18 protein-coding genes and 1 tRNA gene are annotated in these 20,398 nt (G+C 46.2%); 7 read left to right on the top strand and 12 right to left on the bottom strand.

Translation table 11 applies throughout. The annotated features are described in order from the left end of the window. Positions 1–37: 37 nt before the first annotated feature. On the bottom strand, positions 38–874 hold the full coding sequence (locus QUA01_RS17035; protein WP_333091155.1) for a pentapeptide repeat-containing protein: 837 nt from the start codon (positions 872–874) through the stop codon (positions 38–40). A 256-nt stretch (positions 875–1,130) separates the two neighbouring features. Between QUA01_RS17035 and QUA01_RS17030 the strand changes: the two genes are divergently transcribed. Next, on the top strand, positions 1,131–1,721 hold the full coding sequence (locus QUA01_RS17030; protein WP_333091153.1) for a phycobiliprotein lyase: 591 nt from the start codon (positions 1,131–1,133) through the stop codon (positions 1,719–1,721). 180 nt (positions 1,722–1,901) lie between these two features. Here the strand turns inward: QUA01_RS17030 and QUA01_RS17025 are convergent, their stop codons facing one another. From QUA01_RS17025 to QUA01_RS17000, 6 genes are all read right to left on the bottom strand, one after another. Then, complete coding sequence (locus QUA01_RS17025) at positions 1,902–2,207, bottom strand: CpeR family transcriptional regulator (RefSeq protein WP_333091151.1); 306 nt, start codon at positions 2,205–2,207, stop codon at positions 1,902–1,904. A 24-nt stretch (positions 2,208–2,231) separates the two neighbouring features. Next, a complete protein-coding gene (locus QUA01_RS17020) occupies positions 2,232–2,831 on the bottom strand; it encodes a chromophore lyase CpcT/CpeT (RefSeq protein WP_333091150.1) in 600 nt (199 codons plus the stop codon). A 459-nt stretch (positions 2,832–3,290) separates the two neighbouring features. Next, positions 3,291–3,824 carry a phycobiliprotein lyase gene (locus QUA01_RS17015; protein WP_333091149.1) on the bottom strand — a complete coding sequence of 178 codons (534 nt, stop codon included), beginning with the start codon at positions 3,822–3,824 and terminating at the stop codon, positions 3,291–3,293. A gap of 155 nt (positions 3,825–3,979) precedes the next feature. Then, positions 3,980–4,738, bottom strand: a complete 759-nt coding sequence (locus QUA01_RS17010) for a phycobilisome rod-core linker polypeptide (RefSeq protein WP_333091147.1) — start codon at positions 4,736–4,738, stop codon at positions 3,980–3,982. Between the two features lie 302 nt (positions 4,739–5,040). Next, positions 5,041–5,835 (bottom strand): phycobilisome rod-core linker polypeptide, encoded by a 795-nt coding sequence (locus tag QUA01_RS17005; RefSeq protein WP_194065652.1) that lies wholly within the window; start codon positions 5,833–5,835, stop codon positions 5,041–5,043. A 195-nt stretch (positions 5,836–6,030) separates the two neighbouring features. Next, positions 6,031–6,900, bottom strand: a complete 870-nt coding sequence (locus tag QUA01_RS17000) for a phycobilisome linker polypeptide (protein ID WP_333091144.1) — start codon at positions 6,898–6,900, stop codon at positions 6,031–6,033. A 691-nt stretch (positions 6,901–7,591) separates the two neighbouring features. Between QUA01_RS17000 and QUA01_RS16995 the strand changes: the two genes are divergently transcribed. Next, positions 7,592–9,226 carry an MBL fold metallo-hydrolase gene (locus tag QUA01_RS16995; protein ID WP_333091142.1) on the top strand — a complete coding sequence of 545 codons (1,635 nt, stop codon included), beginning with the start codon at positions 7,592–7,594 and terminating at the stop codon, positions 9,224–9,226. Positions 9,227–9,787: 561 nt separating this feature from the next. Here QUA01_RS16995 and QUA01_RS16990 read toward each other — a convergent pair. Together QUA01_RS16990 and QUA01_RS16985 are read right to left on the bottom strand one after the other, a co-directional pair. Continuing rightward, complete coding sequence (locus QUA01_RS16990; protein WP_106148100.1) at positions 9,788–10,099, bottom strand: DUF6679 family protein; 312 nt, start codon at positions 10,097–10,099, stop codon at positions 9,788–9,790. Between the two features lie 406 nt (positions 10,100–10,505). Next, the gene (locus QUA01_RS16985) at positions 10,506–11,030 is read right to left on the bottom strand and encodes a hypothetical protein (RefSeq protein ID WP_333091140.1); all 525 of its coding nucleotides are present in this window, start codon (positions 11,028–11,030) and stop codon (positions 10,506–10,508) included. Positions 11,031–12,326: 1,296 nt separating this feature from the next. Here QUA01_RS16985 and QUA01_RS16980 point away from each other — a divergent pair. The 4 genes from QUA01_RS16980 (at position 12,327) to fba (ending at position 16,812) form a co-directional block, all read left to right on the top strand. Beyond that, a complete protein-coding gene (locus QUA01_RS16980; RefSeq protein ID WP_333091139.1) occupies positions 12,327–14,441 on the top strand; it encodes a CapA family protein in 2,115 nt (704 codons plus the stop codon). A gap of 66 nt (positions 14,442–14,507) precedes the next feature. Then, positions 14,508–15,407 carry an aldose epimerase family protein gene (locus tag QUA01_RS16975; RefSeq protein WP_333091138.1) on the top strand — a complete coding sequence of 300 codons (900 nt, stop codon included), beginning with the start codon at positions 14,508–14,510 and terminating at the stop codon, positions 15,405–15,407. A 67-nt stretch (positions 15,408–15,474) separates the two neighbouring features. Further along, positions 15,475–15,546 (top strand) — tRNA-Lys (locus QUA01_RS16970). Positions 15,547–15,732: 186 nt separating this feature from the next. Next, the gene (fba, locus tag QUA01_RS16965; protein ID WP_333091137.1) at positions 15,733–16,812 is read left to right on the top strand and encodes a class II fructose-bisphosphate aldolase; all 1,080 of its coding nucleotides are present in this window, start codon (positions 15,733–15,735) and stop codon (positions 16,810–16,812) included. Positions 16,813–17,018: 206 nt separating this feature from the next. Here the strand turns inward: fba and QUA01_RS16960 are convergent, their stop codons facing one another. Continuing rightward, entirely contained in the window at positions 17,019–17,615 is a 597-nt protein-coding gene (locus QUA01_RS16960; protein WP_333091135.1) for a Uma2 family endonuclease, read from the bottom strand. A gap of 154 nt (positions 17,616–17,769) precedes the next feature. On the opposite strand from QUA01_RS16960, the gene QUA01_RS16955 reads away from it, so the two are divergent. Beyond that, positions 17,770–18,405: a type I restriction endonuclease gene (locus QUA01_RS16955; protein ID WP_333091133.1), complete on the top strand. Its 636-nt coding sequence runs from the start codon at positions 17,770–17,772 to the stop codon at positions 18,403–18,405. Between the two features lie 4 nt (positions 18,406–18,409). Here QUA01_RS16955 and QUA01_RS16950 read toward each other — a convergent pair whose 3' ends face one another. Both QUA01_RS16950 and QUA01_RS16945 read right to left on the bottom strand, forming a co-directional pair. Further along, complete coding sequence (locus tag QUA01_RS16950; protein WP_333091131.1) at positions 18,410–18,736, bottom strand: DUF433 domain-containing protein; 327 nt, start codon at positions 18,734–18,736, stop codon at positions 18,410–18,412. Positions 18,737–18,997: 261 nt separating this feature from the next. Continuing rightward, complete coding sequence (locus QUA01_RS16945; RefSeq protein ID WP_333091129.1) at positions 18,998–20,377, bottom strand: NB-ARC domain-containing protein; 1,380 nt, start codon at positions 20,375–20,377, stop codon at positions 18,998–19,000. Between the last annotated feature and the right edge of the window lie 21 nt (positions 20,378–20,398).

Here is a 20,398-nt window from a genome sequence, read left to right as displayed (position 1 = left end):
TGCGATCGGCTACTATTCTCAAAAAAATATCAAACAATCAAACACCCTCGCAATTCAAACTTTCGCGAGTAGTAGTTCTAGTCAAAGAATTCCAACTATCCAACTCCGCCGAACTCCGGTGACAAAGCATCGCCCTCACCCCTTCATCAAGTCCGCGAACCCCAGTAAAATCCGCACCTTCAATGCTAGTAACGTGATCGAAACTAGCATTAGTCAAATCAGCAGCTCGAAAATCAACACCCTGCAATTCCGCACCATTTAACCGCGCATCCCGCAAGCAAGCACCAGTCAAAAAAGCCCTCCGCAAATTAGCACCGCTCAAACCCACACCTTGCAGATTAGCACCAGTCAAATCAGCCCCGCTCAAATAAGCGCCCAACAAATTAGCACCCCTCAAATCCACAAACCGCAAATTAGCTGTATTTAAAAAAGCCCCAGTCAAAATAGCTCCAGGCCCCACAGCGCCACAATTTTTGAATCTAAAACCCGACGGCCAAACTGTCAGCGAATCATAGATAGCAACTTGCAATTTCGAGCCGCTCAAATCAGCCTCGCTCAGATTAGCATTCTGCAAAGAAGCCCTGCACAAACAACTGTTTTGCAAAGCAGCCGACTGCAAAATCGCCCCCTGCAAATTAGCACCCCGCAAGTCCGCCTCAACCAGATTAGCACCGCTCAAATCAGCACCCTGCAGATTAACACCAATCAAACTAGCACCCGCGAGGTTAGCACCGTTAAGCTTAGCACCGCTCAAATCGCGATCGTACAAATCAACCCCGCTCAAATCAACCCCCGCCAAACTCTGTCCCGACTTCACAGCAGCCAGTAAACTCTCCGAATCAAAATTTGTGCGATCGATCGTTAAATTAACCATTTCTTTAAAAAAAATACCTCAATCCAACTGATTATACCTTGACCAGAACCCCTCCCGACATCCCTCACACTATTTTCGATTTTTGATTTTTAATTTTCAATTGCGAATCATTTACTGAATGTCGGTTAGAAGCACAAGCCAGCAGTTATCTTCTTTTTGGCTGCTGGAATTACTAAACTTTACAATCAAACATTCTCAAATTGAGTAAAATCGAGAAAACCGCATTGCCAAAAAATCAGCAGAGGTCACAAACACCATGAAAATCAAACCGCCGATGACAATGATGGACTTCTTTCGCAAAAGCGAAGGAACCTGGTTTTCGCAGCGTTCAGTCCATCACTTCGACGCAGTAGCAGACGAGTCAGGCGAATCAAATCTCATCATTCAAATCATGGAAAAAAACCACCCCAAAATTCAAGAAATTTGCGAAAAGCAAGCAGTAAATCCAGCACTAGCCGTCGGTGGAGCTATATTCATGTGGCAGACAACCCTCGACGCACAAGACACAGAACCAAACCCAAATTACGCAGCAATTCTAGTAGATATTCCCGATCAAAACAATCCCCAATCAGGAAAATTTCTCCGCAACCAAGGCTATGTAGAAGGAATACCAGTTATCGGGAGATACAATTTTGCAACCGATGGAGTATTGACAATCGACACCGAATATGAAAAAAACCAAGGTCAAGAACGCTGCTGGTTTATCACTGACGATTTCCGCGTGCGCGTCAGCACAGTACGCATGATGAACGGCATCAATCTTATGACTTACAGCTCAGAACGCCGCTGCGTCGCACCCGCAGATTTGCAGCAAATCATTCAACAGCAACAACTAATCACTCATTAGTCATCAGCCATATCATGTCCGACTGAATAATTCTTACATATTCAAAGATTTGTAGTATTTGTAAGGTGCGTCGCCATCAAAAATTCATACATCCAATTAACAATCTCAGGGCGACGCACCTTACATCATATTTGAGAAAACAAGCCTAAAAATTATCTAATTTCAATCGCCGATTTTTATTTAACAGCGTTCATCAAACCTAGTATAAAAACTGCCGTATTTAATCCAGTATTGCTTGAGCTCGTGCTGAGGAGTGTGCAAACTCGCCTTAGCTTGATATAGAAGAACTTTTCGGTGATTGCCAATCCAAACTTTATTAATCGGGTGAACGCAAATAAAAGTTCCGCCCAAACTCTCAATGCACTCCCCAAAATTTTCAATAGTAGGATATTCTAGAGTTTCAAATATAAAAAAATTTCCCGAACAAATCAAATGCCGGCTCCGAATCCAGCACTCCATTTTTTTTCTAGCTAAGGGCGGTAGCATAATATTTTAAACATTCAAATTTCCTCATATTACCAAAGTGACTGCAGGCACTTCACTGGCAAAACTTTCGACTTTATCAAACAGCAAAGGCCCTTCAGTCGAGCCCCAAACTTGCTCGCCAGTATTAACATCCATTCCTCGGTCTAAACTTGTCCAAGTATGCTCTGTTAATTCCACATCACTCACTAAATAAGTCTCGCATCCCTTGCGATTGATCAAACACTTCTGCCCGGGTTCTACGCTTCCTCGAAATATTTCGCCATCTCTCTTAAATACCATTGAACAGTTATAGCGGCGTTCAATACTATCCGGCGTAATCGTCATCAAAATATCTAATTCTCGTCCTGCACCTGCATAAAGCATACCATCTTTTAGGCCGTAATTTTCTATATAAATTTGATCTTCTTGTTCGACAAGTCGGTGAATTCCTTGACGGTAAGGATTCCACACATCGTAGTCATAAACTTGTTCGGAATAAAAACCAATGCCGCCAAAAAACTCAAAGGGTAAAGGCCGAAACAAAACCCGAATGTGAGCGTAATTTTGCGGATTTGCAATTGATTGCTTTTGGTTGCTGAAATGCCCGGCCATCAAGTTAGCTAGGGCGATAAGTTCACTTGTCATTGGGTAAAAGGAAGAAGGAAGTTCGGCAACGAGCAATGTACGGGATGTAACGGATGTAAGTCCGTCGGAAGAAGGAAGAAGTCATTAGTCATTAGTCATTAGTCATTAGTCATTAGTCATTAGTCATTAGTCATTAGTCATCAGTCATCAGTCATGTTTTGCTGTCGCCTCCGAGATTTCCGTACAACGTCATCAGGCAGAAGGAAGAAGGAAGGAAGGAGGCAGAATAGAAAAAACCAGAAGGCAGAAGGCAGAAGGAAAAAACAGCTATTGCTGTATTTGTGACTTCCGAGTCGTGAATCAACGTAGTTGGTAATTCGTAATCGGTAATTGTCAACCACTAATGACTAATGACTAATGACTAATGACCACTGACTAACAACTAACAACTAACAACTAACAACTAACAACTAACAACTAACAACTAATGACTAATGACTAATGACTAATGACTAATGACTAATTAGCGGACAAACAGCGGATTTCTGATGAAAAAGAAGCGGTGGTAACGCCTGCGCCGTCGCTTGTTTTGATTAGGGAGACGCGGAAGCGCAAATTGGGACTACCGAACCAGATGCGCTCTTCTGCAGCGGCTCGATCGTACTCTGTAATTAAAATAAAAGTTCCGTCCTCTGTCAACTGGTAGCGGCCAACAGCAGGCACTGTCTCAGCATACCCGCGATCGCGCAGCAGTTTCCCCTCGGACGGATTTTCGGGATTTGGCACGGGTACGAGCACGCAACTGCCTTCTAGTACCTCTTTTTCGTCCCAATCCGACTCCCCCTCCCAACTCATCCGAAAAGGATGAGCAGCGTCAGCAGGATCGATATTGTACGATCGACAAAGCTCAACTACTTCTGCATCGTCGGCATTCAGCGCTACAATGTCAATTCTAGAACGAACTTCCTCAAAGTGACTGAATGCTAAATGATGAGCGCTGCGCTGCGATCGCCATTTGCCAATTGAACGATCGATAAATTCACTTAACTGCATCTGCTAATTGGTAATTTGTAATTTTAAATTAGTTATTGGTAATTTGTAATTGGTCAGTAGTTATCAGTAATTAGTTATTAGTTATTAGTTATTGAACACAACCAATAACCAATAACCAATAACCAATAACCAATAACTACTGACCAACGATCCCTCTAACCAACCTCAGTAATGCTGAGGATTTTGCCCCCACTTTTATTGATGTACTGAATGTTCTCAGACAACTGGCTGTAACCCACTTCATAAGTTACATTGCTCACCCTTCTCCGAGAGCCGCTACCCTTGACAGCCGAGATCCGAAAACGCTTGCCAGTATTGCTGTAAGCACCAAAACCGCTAGCAGGAGCTTTGATTTTTGTGCCGAGATTAGCCGCTACATCGGTAATCAATTTTGCCTTATTGCTGGCATCGCTGGTAGCATCGCCGCGGTACAAAGCAAACATCCGATTGAAACCAACATTTTTGTTGCCAACTTGGCTGCGAGTGCTGCGGGCATTGGGAACAGTATTTTCGCCAAAACTTGAATTGTACTCGTTGCTATCGAGATAAGAATCAATTTCAGCGTCGTATCCTTGCTCGTTATAAGTGATAACGTGTTCGGAAATTTCCGATTGATCGGCAGGGGCGCGGCCCAACAAATGCTTAGAATTGAGTTCGATAAACCGATAGGGGGAACTCGACTCAAAAAAGAGCGATCGATACAAATCCGATTTTGCGACCAAGTTCACAAAACCCTTAACGGTGATATCGCCATTGCGTAACAGCGATTCAGCACTGGTAAGTCGATCGCACTCCATCAAGTGTGCGTTACCCAAGACTTGTTTGTAAACAGCCCGAATCACTGTTTGCAAATCATCTTCTGTAGCATTTGCTCGCAGTTCCACAGGTGTCGATTCCACAGCCCATAAAGACATTTGATTTTCTCCTAATTTTCAATTGCTTTGGTAGTTGTATGTAATTAGTTCCACCGTTCGCAATGCCAGTCCTCCAATCGTGAAAACTTGCATTCCGAACGATGGAACTATTTTGAGTGGGAGGGATCGATCGGCAACGATATAACTGGTAATTGGTAACTCGCAAATTGTCAAAATTTGCACGCTTCGACGATGCGTAATTCCTCTTTTTTATTGGTAATTTCTCAAGTTTGAATTCATCATTCATTCTTTTGCTTTACCGTCGCAATTACCCTTCGCAATCACCAATTATCCATTACCAATTATCCAATTTCAGTGATGCTGACAATTCGGCCACTCGTGCGATTAATCCGCTGAATTTGGGGAGTCATTCTGTTACCGGGAACAATATATTCCACAGTGCTGCGGCGGCGAGGCTGATTGTACTTAGCACCTTGCACCACAATCTTAAACATCTTTTCAGTCGCGTCGGCATAACCACTACGGCCTCCAGACATCGGCGGTACAATCTTGTTGGTGCTGTTAGTGGCCACAGCATAGGTTAGCTGAGAATCCTTATTTGTGTCCGTTTCGGCAGGGCCGCGGAACAGAGCAAAAATCCGGTTGTAGCCTACTTGTTTTTGACCGACTTGGCTGACAGCAGCGCGGTAGAAAGGTACGGTATTTTCGCCAAAGTTTTCTTGATATTCTTGGCTGTCAAGATAAGAATCAATTTCTGCGTCGTAACCGTGTTCGTTGTACCGGCGAACGTGCTCGGAAATCTCGGCTTGATCTTGAGGTGCTCGACCTAACAAATGTTTGAAATTGAGTTCGACAAATCGGTAAGGAGAAGCTGTTTCAAAAAATCGGGCGCGATACATTTCAGATTTGGCGATCGCCCGCACGAAGTCGCGCACGGAAGTGCTACCATCGCACAACTGAGATTCTGCGCTCGTCAAACGCTCGCTTTCCATCACGTAAGCGTTGCCCAAAACCTGCCGGTAGGCTGCCCGAATCACGACTTGCAATTCTTCCAAACCGCTCGCCGGCCACAGCTCAACTGGTGCGCCCGAAAAAGCTTCTATTCCGAATTTTACTGCTGGTGCTGTACTGACCATTTGTACTTTTCCCCCTTCCTATTCTGTTGATAAAAACCTTTGAAAATCTGCTTTTCTACTCTGTTAAATTCCGCGAGTAGATTGCATCCAAAATAACTGTAAGGCGCGCACTGCGTACCCTACCCCACTCAGCGTTGCATCCGCACTTAAGGTAGCGTTCGCAATACGCGCCTTACTCAAACATTTTGCTGTTTCCTAGCTCACCGGTGTGATGCTAGCAATCACGCCGCCCATTTGGTGAATCCGCTGGTACTCTTGCGATAATTTGTCAAAAGGAACCAGATAGACTTGGTTGCTGCGGCGGAATTTCGAGACGCGGTTGACCACATTCGATCGATAAGCCGTAACTTCGATCCGGTATACCTTGCCTTCTTCGCCAGCTCCGGCTCCGTGACGAGTCCGAGCGCCAACGGGCGAATCTTGGAACGCCCAGCCGTCCGAACCGCCCGAAGGAGCGATTACAGCTAGGGGGGTTTCTTGAATTACGTGCTTGTACAATTTGGGACTGTTACCAGCCAAACTGCCCTTCAGGTCGCTGCTGGAAGCACCGCGCAGCAGTTGGAACATATAGGTAAAACCAACCATGTTCTTGCCCGTTTGGGTTTTGTACCCGCGGTAATACGGTACTATGTCTTCCCCGTAAGCATTTTGGTATTCGTCGCTGTCGATGTAGGCATCGATATCAGCTTCAAAGCCGCTTGCATCGAGGATATTGCTGTGATGCTTCGTTTCTTGGTAGCCCTCTGGCGCTCTACCTAACAGGTGCTTGAAAGTCAGCTCCGTATAGCGGTAGCGCGGACAAACGTCAAAAAAGCGCGATCGGTAAAGTTCCGATTTCGCAACTTGGCGCACGAACTCGCGGACGCTGATTTCGCCGCGTTTGAGCTGCGATTCGGGAACCGCAAGCCGTTCGCTTTCCATTACATAAGCATTGCCCAAAACTTGTCGGTACACTGCTTGAATTACGGTGGCGGCTTCCTCATCCGAGCGTCCGGGCCACAACTGAACAGGGTCTGTGTCTTCAAATAGGGCGACGCCCAATTGAGATGCAGGTCCAAAAGCCATTTAAACTCTCTCCTGGATAGCCACAAGGTTTGCTTAGAAAAATGTATCAAACTTTTACAAAGAAACCGATCGAACTCATAAACTCCCTCTCTGCCCTGACAGCAGCAGTTAGCTAGCGCGAGTCTGGTTCTCTAAGTTTTTCTTATTGGACTATACACCGCCCTCAAAACCCTAGAGATGAAGAATTGTAAAGTTTTGTCAACATCTTTGGGCTGCTGAATTAAAATCTTCTCATAAATAAAGATTAGCTTTTAGCAGGCGCAAATTGTGAAAAAAGATTTAAAACTCAGAATACGAGATCGAGTTCGCTGCTATTACAAGGTGCAATAAAATTTAACTGTTGATGCCCGGAACCAGTAGCATTAAGTTTGTCGAAAGGCAAAAACCCAAGGTCGCTGCCTTCGGAAAATCGCTTTCTTGGCGCTGCATCAACTCTTAAAGTTCTATTACTTTCCTTGCACGGGAGCCGGAGCCTTCGAACCCAGATTAAACTCTAGGATCTTCGCCGACAACGTAGGAGCGACCGTTTTGTTTGTCGGGAGCCGTGGTGGCAACAAAGTCTTTTAGTTTGTCAAAGCTGGTCGATCGCGCGTCGGTAACTGAACTCGATCAAAATGAATGCAGTCGCAGCCCATATTTTAGATCTCGCGATACTGCAAATTGCGCGCAAAACAGGGGACTAAACCCAGTGATGGATCTCGATTGTTTACCTTACGGCGCAGGCCACGCACAGGAAGGCGTCTGTTTGCTAGTCCGCATGGGGCCCCACCGCATTTTACTTGACTGCGGTGTACAGGATGTCTCGCCCCTGTCAGCGAAACTAGATCGATCACTCCCAGCCGATTTTGTGGTGTGCACCCACGCCCACTCCGACCACGCCAGAGGTTTGCTAGCACTTCACAAGTCTTTCCCGCACTTGCCAATTTACGCCAGCGAAGTCACAGCGCGACTGCTACCGCTCAACTGGTCGGAACAATCTCAGCAGCCGGAGTCCAGGTTCTGTCAGGGACTGCCCTGGCAGTCGTCGATCGAACTGCGGCCTGGGCTGACCGTGCAGTTGTTCCCGTCGGGCCATTTGCCCGGAGCGGCCACTGTACTGCTGACCTATACAGCCCCCCACCGCACCTACACCCTCGTTTACACGGGCGACTTTTTCCTGTCCAATTCTCGTTTGGTGGAAGGTTTGCCGCTGGGAGAACTCCGAGGCATGAAGCCGGACGTGTTAATTTTGGAAGGCAGTTACGGCACGGCGCGCCACCCTCACCGCCGACAACTGGAAAATCAATTAGCCGATCGCATCCACCGGGCGATCGGCGACGGGTACTCGGTACTCCTGCCCTCACCGGCGATCGGTTTGGGTCAAGAACTGCTGATGCTGCTCCGCAGCCACCACTATTTCACCGGTCGCGACTTGGATATTTGGGTAGACGGCACCGTCGCCGACGGCTGCGACGCTTATCTGGAACTGCTGCCCCAATTTCCCACGGCTGTCCAAAATTTTGCTCTGCACCAACCTTTATTTTGGGACGACAGGGTGAAACCCCGCGTCCGCCGACTGTCGGCCGAAGGGCGCGCCGGATTGGGTTCTACACCTTGTATTGTGATTACTGACCGCATTGCTGATTTGAATTTGTATGTTGCCGATCAGACAAATCCTTGGATTTTGCTCGCACCTCAAAAACCCGGATATCCGCTCCGGGACTGGCTGCCTAACTGGGCAGAATCAGGAGTCAGAAGCCTCGAAACTTATTTGCTAGCCGAACACTGCGACGGCCCGGGGACTACCCAACTCATCCACAACTTGCGTCCCCAGCACGTAATTTTTGTGCATGGTTCCCCCGCCTATTTGGCTGATTTGTCTAACTTAGAGGAGCTCCGCAACCGCTATCAGTTGCACACTCCGGCGACGGGTACGATCGTTGAATTGCCGATCGGGGAAATGTTTTTGCAGCCCGCGATCCCCGAAACTAACTATGAAGGAGAACTCAGCGAATTAGGCACAGAGGTAGCAATTAGCTTGCCGAGTCCGATAACAGCCGATCCTCGGTGGGCCAACTTTGCCGATACCGGTTTAGTAGAAGCCCGCTGGCAAGGCGAAGAACTTGTACTGCGCGGCATTTCCCAGCGGGAACTGCTTTTTCAAGGCAGCCCCGTTGCCACCAACCTCGAATGCTGCGGCAATTGCCAGCACTACCGCGGCCAGCGCTGTTGGAACCAGTCCAGTCCTTTGTTTGGCTTTAAAGTTACTCCCGACGGTTACTGTCCGGTGTTTGAATCGATATCGGAGTCAGAACTTTTCCTAGATGCGGAAACAGAAGGCGATTAAACTGTCGGGCACATTAAAACCAGCCCGCACCAAGACAAACAAAGGAGAGCTTCTCTGTTTTGCATTAATCAAGATACTTGAGTTGCAAGCTCTAGCTAAGCTGTTGTGCATCCCAATTGTCTGTGGTGATTGAGGGGGAGAGTGGGAGAGTGGGAGAGTGGGAGAGGGGGAGAGGGGGAGAAGATTTTTGATCGATCGTCGAAATATACAATTTAAATGCACAACAGCTTAAGACAGGCTAGCGCCGTGTCCGTGGGAGCATCTGTGTTTTGTATTGATAGTGCTGTCCCCGATCGCGAGTACAATACGAGAGCGGGGACAGCACTATCATCAAAAAATGCTTTTTACAAAGCCCCAGATGCTCCCCTGTCCGTCCCACAAAAATCTTTTTTTTCTTGTGATACGTTGATCCCCGCAGCGTCCCCAAAATTTTATCAAAAAAACTGAGGCAAGAAATATTCTGCTTAAACCCAATTTTTTGGTAATTCTTCCAGAAAAAAGGGAGAAAAATCGTTTGATTTTCCCCCAAATCTTATTTTTGATTCAAGCACGAGCTCAAAACTAATCTAAATTCGAGTCGGGGTAATGATTGCGAATTTGTTCCGCTTCGGGACAATCGTCAGAAACTAGGGGTTCGCAGTTAGTTCTCGACACCGAAGCCAACTTCTGGGATACAGCTCCAATACTTTCTAGACGCACCATTTCTTCCCAGGAGCTAATTTCATCTTCTTCGTCGGTTTCGTAGCGCAGCGTGACTAGATCCCCTTCAATATCTAGGATACGAGCGCGCTCTATCCAACGTTGCTGATCTCGAAGAAAAATAGAAACCTCACGACCATCACAACAGAGTTGATAGATTTTGCGCTGTAGCATTTGTCAGTTCTCCTGCGCAGTGTATTTGCTTAAAAAGATTGCCTGTTTACATTGACATAATCCCCAACCTCAAGGCATAGGGATTCTGGATTTCAAATAGCTTTCAGCAAGCACAGCTTGCCTGACATTGCCTATTCCGATAGTTGATGCCCCAACCTATTTGAGATTTTTGGGATTTATAGAGTTGAGACCGGATTGTGACATCTGGCTAATCAACAATACGTAACTTATCATGAAAGCCGTCCTATAAGGACTGGACTCCTATGCCAATTGTTCCGTAACGTACTTTGGGTTTGACATCGGAAGGCAGCCATATTGACGAGCCAGTTTCACGTTTTTTTGAAACTTCAACACCGATGGGTGTTACTAAATTTGATTTTACCACTAAATCTATCTAGTACGCCATTTATCCGATCGCAGATTTTGCAGCCACCGACATCTCTCGCCAGACGCATTTGCCACAATACATCCCAGAATCAGGATTTGAGGGAGCGATCGAACCCTCAGAGACACCAAGCAAGCGAGAATAAACACAGTTCGTAAGTAATTGGACAGAATTAATTACACACTGATTTTTTGCTGATTCTTTACTAGACAAGGCTTGTAGCCCAGAGTTTTGTGTAATTAATTGTGTCTTACTGCTTATTGCGGATGACCGTCCGCTCAGTTCTGCAATACCTGCATTCCGCACGCGCGATCGAATCTTACTGCGCTCAATCGAGCCGACATGATAAAACTCTTCGTGACTCGATCTCCCTGTCGCGGTGCTTGAGGCAGCGCACAAATGCTCTGCGATGATTGCACAGACCGCTTTTACATAGTATAATTCTGCGATCGAGCTGTTGATATCCCACCTGATAATAAGGATTTTCGGGCGATCGGGCAATCCAATCACCAACGGAAAATCAACAGTTTCAGACCGCGACTTCAAAACAGTTCGGACTGTGGGAAGAAATTGCGATCGAACAAGTGGCCGCGACTTTAAGACGCTGTAGAGTAAAGTTAAGCAAAATAGGAAAGCCCCTTAGCGATTAGAGGCGAACCGATCGAGAACCGGCATACCAAAGGGCGATACCAGGGGCTCGACAAAGCTCCAAAGTACACCTCCGGGACTTGCACGCTCAACTACCAGCGTGACTGCGACTTTAAAACCGAGCGTCAAGTCAGTATTCACACGCTAGATGGTCGAATTGTCCTCCCGACGGCTACAACCAGCACATCTATCTGATTGCTCAGTGCAAGGATATCGGTGCTGCGAAGATTGTCTGTCGGAAATTCTCGAAGACTGATTAATTGATGGTAAATCTACAGCTTAAAATGCCTGCTCTCGCTCCACTAAATATCACTAGAATTTATGGTGTGGACGCGGGTTTGAGATATCTTTGCCTCGAAACAGATTTGCCAAACAAGTCTAGTTTCTCTTCGGTCAAGGTGGCACTGCACAAAGCTAAACTTTATCAACAAGCCAAACAGTCCTTTCAGCGTAAAGATAACCGTTCGGCTTCGCGAATCTTAATCGTATCGTCGGGACGGAAAAGACGATTTATTGCTGATGCAAACACCAGATAGCGATTAATATTGCTAATGTTAATGGTTTAATTAAACTCAAATATATGGCCAAAACACCGGATAAATTTAAATCGTATTAGCAAAAATACGAACAACAAAAAGCAAAAATTTAATCAAGAAGTAGCTAAATAGTTGTTGCTATAGTTACCCATTTATGTCTGCTGTAAGGCTGGGTTTATTGGCTAAATAGCTAAATTTAGGTGCATCATATAGCGGTGATCAAGCATTGTGAGGTATGCCCTATGCCCGGTTTGGCCTATGCCCTATGCCGCATAGTACATCATCTTTCTGAGACTCGGCTATACCTCGCTTTAGTTGCTCGGATTCTGGGCAGACCTCTGAGACCGAGCGACCGCAGAAAAAGCTAATTTTTCGCTGTGAATGTCGGGGGTTTGAACTTGATGCCGATCGCGCCGGAAGCAGAAATATTGCAATATATATAAAGCTGCTTGTCCGGGAAGATTTCGAGGGGTACGAGGATATTCTCAGCACTCCCCTAATGTGTCCGACACTGAAGCCAAAGCAGCAATCCTTTCGAGGTTTTTGAAGTTGCGGTGGAATTCAGATGCTGCGCCCCCACCATGCAGCGGTACTCGGCCGGCGGTGGCTGTTAGTTGACAACAAATTAAAGTGATCGATGTGTTAAGGAGGATAATTTATGGTATATGCAGAAAATTGGTCGCAGCCGTCTATGTTGGAACTAGCGCGATCGGGTAACTTTCAAGCCCTGAATTACTGGATTGACAGCTTGCTCAGACCCGAAGGGATTTATGCTCGCGTCGAACAAGCTCAAGCCGGCTGCGTCCAAATCTTAGTAGAATTCCAGCGGGAATTTGCGCCGGATACTACATTACTGGGGAGCACTCTCCGGGAAAGCTTAGTCAAATTTATTTGTCACCAAGTCTGGAGACTCAATTCCCCAGCAGTAGAAGGGGTGCGAATTCACGCGCGGTTGGCGGGAGAACCAGAGATTCTCTGGAAACAGTCGGTGCGAATTGTGACTCCGGCAAATCGGCGGCAGCGGCGCGATCGTTCCCTATTCGTCATAGATTGGGTTAAATTTAAAACGTATCGTTCTCTGCTGCTAGTGGGATCGGCACTTGCTTCATTTATTTTAGGGTGCTGGGTGAGCTACCACGAGGCTCTGGCCGTGCGGTTAGTATCTCCAGTCTCGCCGTACCAGCAAGCTGGGCTAATTTCGGGGCCGCCTCCCAAACGTCCAGATTCGGTGCAAGCGGCTTTGGAAGTAGTACCAGTAGTGCAACAAAAGCAGGTTGCTAATCCCTACGATCCCACCGTAACGCTGATGTTCGGGGGAAATGTGAATCTATCGGATGCGATCGGAGCATCTGCCGGTAACAATTATGATTGGGCTTTTGCCAATATGGACGAGTACCGGCAAGCAGATGTGTCGATGGTTAATCTAGAAAATCCCCTGACTACCTCTACCTTGACCAAGAATAAAAAACAATTAAATTTTAAAGCCGATCCAGAATTGGTGAAAATATTAACAGCGGGAGGAGTGGATCTTGTCAATCTGGCAAACAGCCACGCTATGGATTACGAGGAACCGGGGCTGGTGGAGACTATAAATACTCTAAATAATGCTGGAATTGGGCATCTGGGAGCCGGTAAAAATATTAAAGAAGCTAGGCGTCCAGATATTATTGAGGTGAAGGGTCAGCGGATCGCTTACCTCAGTTATTATGATACCGACCTTAACTCTGCCGACCAAGGGAAAGCTGGTACTAATCCCCGCCGCAACAATCGCGTGGCAGAGGATATTCGAGCTCTCAGGGGTCAGGTAGACTGGATTATTGTTAATTACCACTGGGGAGTTGAGTTGGCAGATTATCCGGGAGATTGGCAAATTGATTTGGCTCGGTTTACGATCGACCAAGGAGCAGATTTGGTAGTGGGACACCACCCCCACGTCCTCCAAGGTGCAGAAGTGTACAAAGGCCGCCCAATTGTTTACTCGCTGGGTGATTTTATATTCGGCGCGAATGCTCGCAGCGATTACGATACTGCAGTCCTGAAAGTATCGCTCAAAGACAGGAATATGAAGGTAGAATTTCTGCCTGTGGAGGTGAAAAAGTTTCAGCCGAAGGTGGTGAATGGGGCGGCGGGCGATCGGATTCTCAAACACGTCGAACAAATTTCTAGTATTTTCGATCGCCCAATGCGATCTTCTGTAGTTCTAGATGCCACAATTAACTCAGGAATCACACCAAAAACTCCAAACTATCCATTGTCCCCAGCCAAGAGCGGTATCGACGGGCCAGGGCTGAATTCGCCCAAAACACCAGGTGAAAGCAATCTGCCAGACTCAGCACCATCCAAACCTACTCCGATTTTGCCAGCTTTGCCTGCAGCGCCCAAACAGCCGGACAACTCCTCATTATTTCAGAACGGCGCTGGGCCTGCAATTGAGTCAAGCCCGCCTCAAAATCAAGATTTGCCGCCGCGCATCTACCACACTCAACCTCAAAATCCTAACCGGGAAGCAGATCCGTTTACCAAAGAGCCATTCATCAAAGAACCGTTTATTGCGCCCCTATCTGGGAGTCAAGGAGGGGCGATGAGTCCCCAAAGCTATCTTCCCCCGCCTCGGGCTCTATCTTTCAAAGTCGAGGTCAAAGAGCAGCAGACACGCAGGAACATTCCAGACACCAGCAGAGATAGGTCTAAGCAGCCGATCGCGCTGCCTCCTATAATAACTGCGAGGATGGGGACGGCCTATGAAAGTCGGATCTATGATGCACAGGGGTAAAAAAGGGGCGGTAATGGGCAAAAATCAACTAGCAGCGACCAATTACGACCGATTTACTAAGAACCAATGATCGACGACCTACTACTGATGACAAATGTGTTTGCGATCGCGCTGAAGCAAAAGCAGTATAAAACCTATATCCTCTCCGACGAAACCGCTAACTCTACTCTAGAAGTTGTGCCGGAACGGGGCGGTATTGCCACTAGCTGGCTGGTTGAAGGCAAAGAAATGTTGTACTTGGACGCGGAACGGTTCGCCAATCCCGATCAAACTGTACGCGGCGGGATTCCCATCTTGTTTCCCATCTGCGGCAATCTCGCCGACCAGACCTACACCTACAAAGGAGTCTCGCGCCAGCTCGAACGACACGGCTTTGCTCGCGATTTGCCTTGGACGGCGACGGAACAAGTCACGGAGGGTTGCGCGGCTCTTACCCTAGTGCTTAAAAGCGACGAGAAGACTCAAGCTGTTTATCCGTTTGATTTCCAGCTAGCTTTTACTTATCAAATTAAAGGCAATTCTTTGGAAATTGTGCAGGAATACACCAATCTTGGTGTCGAGCCCATGCCCTTTTCTAGCGGCTTGCACCCTTACTTTTTCGCTCCCGACAAGACAAATCTGCGCTTTCAGATTCCGGGGATGCAGTACAGAGATCGGAATACCCACTCTAAGGGTTATTTCACGGGGGTTTTTGACCCGACACTGGATGAAATAGATATTTCCTTTGATGAACTCACGGGTCTTGCTGCTATTGTTACTGACGCGGCGCGGGGCTTGCGGCTCACCCTCAGTTACAATTCCAGCTATGGGAAGTTGATCTTCTGGATGATCGAGGGCAAGGATTTTTACTGTCTGGAACCTTGGACTGCTCCTGGAAATGCTCTAAACACTGGCGAACACTTGATTTATTTGCAGCCGGGAGCGACTTGTGAGACGATCGTGCGGATGACTGCAAATTTTTTCTAAAAAACACTTGCTATTTTAAATGATGGGTGCTACTGTTAGAAATTGTCTGCGGTAACAACGTTTACACGGGTCGCTAGCTCAGCGGTAGAGCATTCGGCTTTTAACCGATTGGTCTCGGGTTCAAATCCCGGGCGACCCATTAAAAATCTAGAATTTTGAGTTTCGAGTTGAATGCTCGGAGCTCGAAATTTTGTTTTTTGAGCTTTTAAGTAGAAATTTGGAAAGATAATGCGCGATCGGCTACAAATTGTCTTAAGATTATCGTAAGAATTGAGCTTGTCTAAAATTCACGGCCCAGAAACACAAATAACTAGGAGGAATATCTATGGCGCTTGTACCTATGCGACTGCTGCTCGACCACGCGGCTGAAAACGGTTACGGCCTACCGGCTTACAACGTCAACAACATGGAGCAAATCCAAGCGATCATGCGCGCTGCTGACGAAACCAACAGCCCTGTGATCTTGCAAGCTTCTCGCGGCGCTCGCTCCTACGCTGGGGAAAATTTCCTGCGCCATTTGATTTTGGCGGCAGTTGAAACCTATCCTCACATTCCCATTACAATGCACCAAGACCACGGCAATGCCCCCGGCACTTGCTATTCTGCCATGCGCCAAGGTTTCACCAGCGTAATGATGGACGGTTCTCTGGAAGCGGATGCTAAAACTCCGGCCAGCTACGAGTACAACGTTGAAGTTACTCGCGAAGTTGTGAAAGTGGCTCATTCGATCGGCGTTAGCGTTGAAGGCGAACTGGGTTGCTTGGGTTCTCTGGAAACAGGAATGGGCGAAGCAGAAGACGGCCACGGCTTTGAAGGTGCGCTTTCCCACGATCAATTGCTGACAGATCCCGAAGAAGCTGTTAATTTCGTTGAGCAAACCGGCGTTGATGCTCTCGCAGTGGCGATCGGCACTTCTCACGGCGCTTACAAGTTCACTCGCAAGCCGACTGGCGAAATTTTGGCAATCAGCCGCATTGAAGAAATTCACCGCCGCTTGCCGAATACTCACTTGGTAATGCACGGTTCTTCTTCTGTACCCCAAGAATTGCTGGAAATCATAAACAGCAACGGCGGCAAAATCCGCGAAACCTACGGCGTACCTGTGGAAGAAATCCAAAAGGGTATCAAGTGCGGTGTGCGCAAGATCAATATCGATACTGACAACCGTTTGGCGATTACTGCTGCGGTGCGCGAAGCTTTGTTTGCTAAGCCCGAAGAATTCGATCCGCGCCACTTCTTGAAGCCGTCGATCAAGTATATGCAGAAGGTTTGTAGCGATCGTTACAACTCTTTTGGTTGCGCCGGTCAAGGTACAAAGATCAAGCAAGTTTCTTTGGACGATTTCGCAGCTAAGTATGCTAAGGGCGAATTGAGCTCTTCTACTAAGAAGACTGTCGCTGTTTAATAATTTTAGGTTTGAGATTTGAGATTTATCTGAAGTCTAAAGTTTGGATAGCCGGGTAGCTGTGAAGTTGCCCGGTTTTTGTTTTTTTGTTGGTGGACAGAAACTCCATAGAACAGTCTTGAACGCACTCGCGTCTGCACAAGCGCGTTTTGTACGGGAAATCCCGCGCCCGGTTGCCCCAGTCGGTGATGTTACCTCCAGCATTATTACTGCTGGCGAATACTCTCGATCAATTCAGTCCTTGCTGCTAAAATATCAGACATTTGCACGCAACGAACTAGCAAAGTAATATCTAAATCTGGCAAAAATTCACTGCGGGAAATTTGCTCGTAATTATTTTCCTGGAGTCCATAAAGCACAAGCTGATTATTTTCCCAAAACCAGACTTCAGCGATTTTCAAACGCTTGTATTTTTCTAGTTTATCTATGCCACCGCTGGTAATAGTGACTTCTATTGCTAAATCTGGATGTGCTTTTTTGTCACCTAAATAGTAAGACTCATCTGGTTCAAATGACACATCTTGAGTTTTGTCCCTGCGAGTTGCATTGCCAACTGGAATAAACTTAATACCTTTTTCAAAAAAGTAAGCTTCTAGCAAAATAGCTAGCATTTTTTTGAAAATTTCATGCGGTTCACCAGTTGTCATAAACTCCACACACCCATCTAAATAAGTTATTCGCAAGCCTGGGGCATCTTTTATTAAGCTTTCTAGCGCCTCGAACTGCTCCCAAGTATAATAACCGGGTAAGAGAAAGCGTTGTTCTTGAAGAGTTGTTATTTGTTCTGAAACTTGTAATATCATGGGCGTAATGCTCCGAATAAAAATCAGTAGCCCTTGCTTAGCATAACAAAAATAGGGACTCCAAATCAAAAAAAATCACTCGTGTTTGAGTTTTTTATTATAAAATGAAGTTAATCAATGTTGGAAATTAACTGCTTGAATCAAAGGTGAACGCATGGCAAAGGTTATTGCAGTTACAGATGCTATTAAAAGCCTTGCTGAGGCTGAATCAAGGTTGAATTTGAGCAGAACTGAGGATGAGGCTTTTTTTACTGAGTGGCTAGCCCAATTGCCAAATCCCAGCGATTCTGAACAAGCTGCTTTGGATACGCTACGACGCAGATTGCTATATCATAGAGCAGATGGAGAGTTGTTAGAAGGGTCAGTGACTTTGCTGGTGGCATCACCTTTGTTAGAACTGGCGGGTTTCTACGATCCACCGTTTAGAATGAAGGCTGAGGCTGCGGTCGAAATTGCGATCGATGATGGGGAAGAAACGCTGCGCGGACGCATTGATATTTTGATTTTGCAGAATCAGCTTTGGGTAATGGTTTTGGAGTGTAAGAAGACTACGATTTCGGTGCGATCGGCATTACCCCAAGCATTAGCATACATGATGGCAAATCCCGATCTGGATAAACCGAGATTTGGGATGTTGACGAATGGCGATGATGTGTTGTTTGTGAAACTTATGGCTCAACCTACGCCCGAATACGGGTTATCGCGGGCATTTTCGATCTATACTGTGCGTAGTGAATTGCGATCGGCATTTCAAGTCTTGAAGCATATAGGGCAAAGCATTACTAGCTGATAAGTTAATGTCGATCGTTTTCCCTAATTTCTGTTTCAATTTCATCGGGAAAAGCTTCGGCATAGGCCCAAGCGTTAGCAATATCAGTAGCAGAGAGAGATAGATAGCTTGTGAGTAAATCGGCTTCGCTATAACCAATGCGACGAGCTTCGACAAGTCCCCAAACGGTGATGCGAGTTCCTGCAATGCAGGCACTGCCACCACAGACATCAGGCGTTTTTTCAATACCGCGCCCCAGGGTGATTTTGCCCTGAGATAGGAGTTGAACAACTTGAGCTTTTTCGTCGTCAGAGAGTGCCAGCAGTTGAGGCTCTAATTCTTTCAGCGTCATGGCAAACAATGGAATTGCGACTACTGATTATTCTATCTAATTTATTCTATTTAGTTTGCGATCGCACGGGTGCGTCGAAACCGGGTTTTTGGAGAAAATACTGCATCGAAGCCTTTAATCTCGCTGAAAAACCCGGTTTCTTTGGTATTTATTCGTAATATCAAGAAACCCGGAGGGCGGGCACGGGGGCACCGCCCCTACACAAACCCGTCGTTTTTTTTCTTTGAAAAGTATGGGAAATCCCCCCGTGGTTGCCCGGTTTCAAGCGCCGAGTCTTATTGTGGCATATTGCCTCAATACAGGTGAAATAGTGTAAAATTTTGCTTGTTGTTCTATCAAGCAGCGACGCGATAAAGATTGCAGCGCATTTACCAAATCTGAGGCGGGAATTTGGCTATTTTCTAGCAATTGGGTGAGGTTAATTGCATCGCTTGCTTTGGCTAATAAGGAGATTACTTGTTTTTCTAGTTCGGATAGGCGGCTAAATAGCTGCTGTAAAACATCTTTCAAATCTTCGGGCAACAATATGGTATCATTTGGTAATAACTGATTGACGCAGCCTCCCAATTCTTGAATCAGAGTCGCCACGCTTTTTAACCATAGGGGATTGCCTTGGTAGCGATGAATGAGTGTTTCAATGTTATCGCTTTCTGCTAACCCATAATCTATCAGAATTTTCCGTCCGGCTGCGATGTCTAAACCTTTGATTTGTAAGCTACGAATGGAAGTATTTTGGTTTTTAACTTGAGTCACTTCTCTCGGTTGTTCCCAACCGATTAACATCAAGCAGCTTTGATGGGATAATTTTTCTATTTGTTTGAATAAAGTGCGATATTCTTCGCATTCTGGTTTATATTTTCCTGCCAATTCGCCGCTACAAAAAAGGTTGTGAACGTCATCTAATATTATTAAACAGCGATGGTTTTGTAAATATTTAATTAACGGTAATGATTTCTGGTTTGTTGGGGATGAATCTTGTTTTTGTGAGTTAGAAAAAAGCTGTATTAGGTTAGATTGAAATTTATCTATGGTGGGGAATTCGTCTAGGGTGTACCAAGCTGTGTACTCAAACTCGTTTTTGATTTGTTGTACGAGTTGTACTGCTAGGGTGGTTTTGCCGATGCCGCTGATGCCGGTGAGGGTGATGAGGCGGCTGTGTTGTTGTAGAATCCAGGTGGTGAGGGTTTGGTGTTCGGGAGTGCGATCGAAGAAATCACCCAACTCCGGCATTTCGCTTAAATCTTGATGTAGAGTTTTGGTTTGTTGTGGGTTAGATTTTTCGTCATTATGTGAGTTTGATATATCTGGCGGGTGTCTAGGTTCTCCACACAGGTTAAAGATACCAATTCCTACAACATCTTTTGCAAAGTTTGAAACATTAGAGACTTGAAACCTGTGAATTGCCGAGCGAAAATTCTTTTTATTGACATCTTCTCCCAACTCTTCTGAAAGTAATTGCCATAATTCCGAAGCCGCATTCCTAACACGACTTTCAGAACAGTCAAAGTCTTTGGCTACGTGCTTGTATGTATCGTGTTGTAAAGTTGCTTTTAGTACCGCCTCTTGTAAATCGTCAAGGTGTTGACCCGTTTTCTCAAAGACTATGCGATCGGCGAGGTTTAGCATTTCTTTCAGATTCATCGGGTCAAGAGGATGGGATTT

Origin of the sequence: Microcoleus sp. S36a_B3, from assembly GCF_036700745.1 — a bacterium.
Classification (GTDB): domain Bacteria; phylum Cyanobacteriota; class Cyanobacteriia; order Cyanobacteriales; family Microcoleaceae; genus Microcoleus.
The sequence above is the reverse complement of the archived record's forward strand: the minus strand, read 5'-3'. Positions and strand labels throughout refer to the sequence as shown.

Bases quoted from the DNA above. Each gene is read 5' to 3' on its own strand.
- QUA01_RS17035 (WP_333091155.1), bottom strand. From the start codon at position 874: ATGGTTAATTTAACGATCGATCGCACAAATTTTGATTCGGAGAGTTTA.
- QUA01_RS17030 (WP_333091153.1), top strand. From the start codon at position 1,131: ATGAAAATCAAACCGCCGATGACAATGATGGACTTCTTTCGCAAAAGC.
- QUA01_RS17025 (WP_333091151.1), bottom strand. From the start codon at position 2,207: ATGCTACCGCCCTTAGCTAGAAAAAAAATGGAGTGCTGGATTCGGAGC.
- QUA01_RS17020 (WP_333091150.1), bottom strand. From the start codon at position 2,831: ATGACAAGTGAACTTATCGCCCTAGCTAACTTGATGGCCGGGCATTTC.
- QUA01_RS17015 (WP_333091149.1), bottom strand. From the start codon at position 3,824: ATGCAGTTAAGTGAATTTATCGATCGTTCAATTGGCAAATGGCGATCG.
- QUA01_RS17010 (WP_333091147.1), bottom strand. From the start codon at position 4,738: ATGTCTTTATGGGCTGTGGAATCGACACCTGTGGAACTGCGAGCAAAT.
- QUA01_RS17005 (WP_194065652.1), bottom strand. From the start codon at position 5,835: ATGGTCAGTACAGCACCAGCAGTAAAATTCGGAATAGAAGCTTTTTCG.
- QUA01_RS17000 (WP_333091144.1), bottom strand. From the start codon at position 6,900: ATGGCTTTTGGACCTGCATCTCAATTGGGCGTCGCCCTATTTGAAGAC.
- QUA01_RS16995 (WP_333091142.1), top strand. From the start codon at position 7,592: ATGGATCTCGATTGTTTACCTTACGGCGCAGGCCACGCACAGGAAGGC.
- QUA01_RS16990 (WP_106148100.1), bottom strand. From the start codon at position 10,099: ATGCTACAGCGCAAAATCTATCAACTCTGTTGTGATGGTCGTGAGGTT.
- QUA01_RS16980 (WP_333091139.1), top strand. From the start codon at position 12,327: ATGGTATATGCAGAAAATTGGTCGCAGCCGTCTATGTTGGAACTAGCG.
- QUA01_RS16975 (WP_333091138.1), top strand. From the start codon at position 14,508: ATGATCGACGACCTACTACTGATGACAAATGTGTTTGCGATCGCGCTG.
- fba (WP_333091137.1), top strand. From the start codon at position 15,733: ATGGCGCTTGTACCTATGCGACTGCTGCTCGACCACGCGGCTGAAAAC.
- QUA01_RS16960 (WP_333091135.1), bottom strand. From the start codon at position 17,615: ATGATATTACAAGTTTCAGAACAAATAACAACTCTTCAAGAACAACGC.
- QUA01_RS16955 (WP_333091133.1), top strand. From the start codon at position 17,770: ATGGCAAAGGTTATTGCAGTTACAGATGCTATTAAAAGCCTTGCTGAG.
- QUA01_RS16950 (WP_333091131.1), bottom strand. From the start codon at position 18,736: ATGACGCTGAAAGAATTAGAGCCTCAACTGCTGGCACTCTCTGACGAC.
- QUA01_RS16945 (WP_333091129.1), bottom strand. From the start codon at position 20,377: ATGAATCTGAAAGAAATGCTAAACCTCGCCGATCGCATAGTCTTTGAG.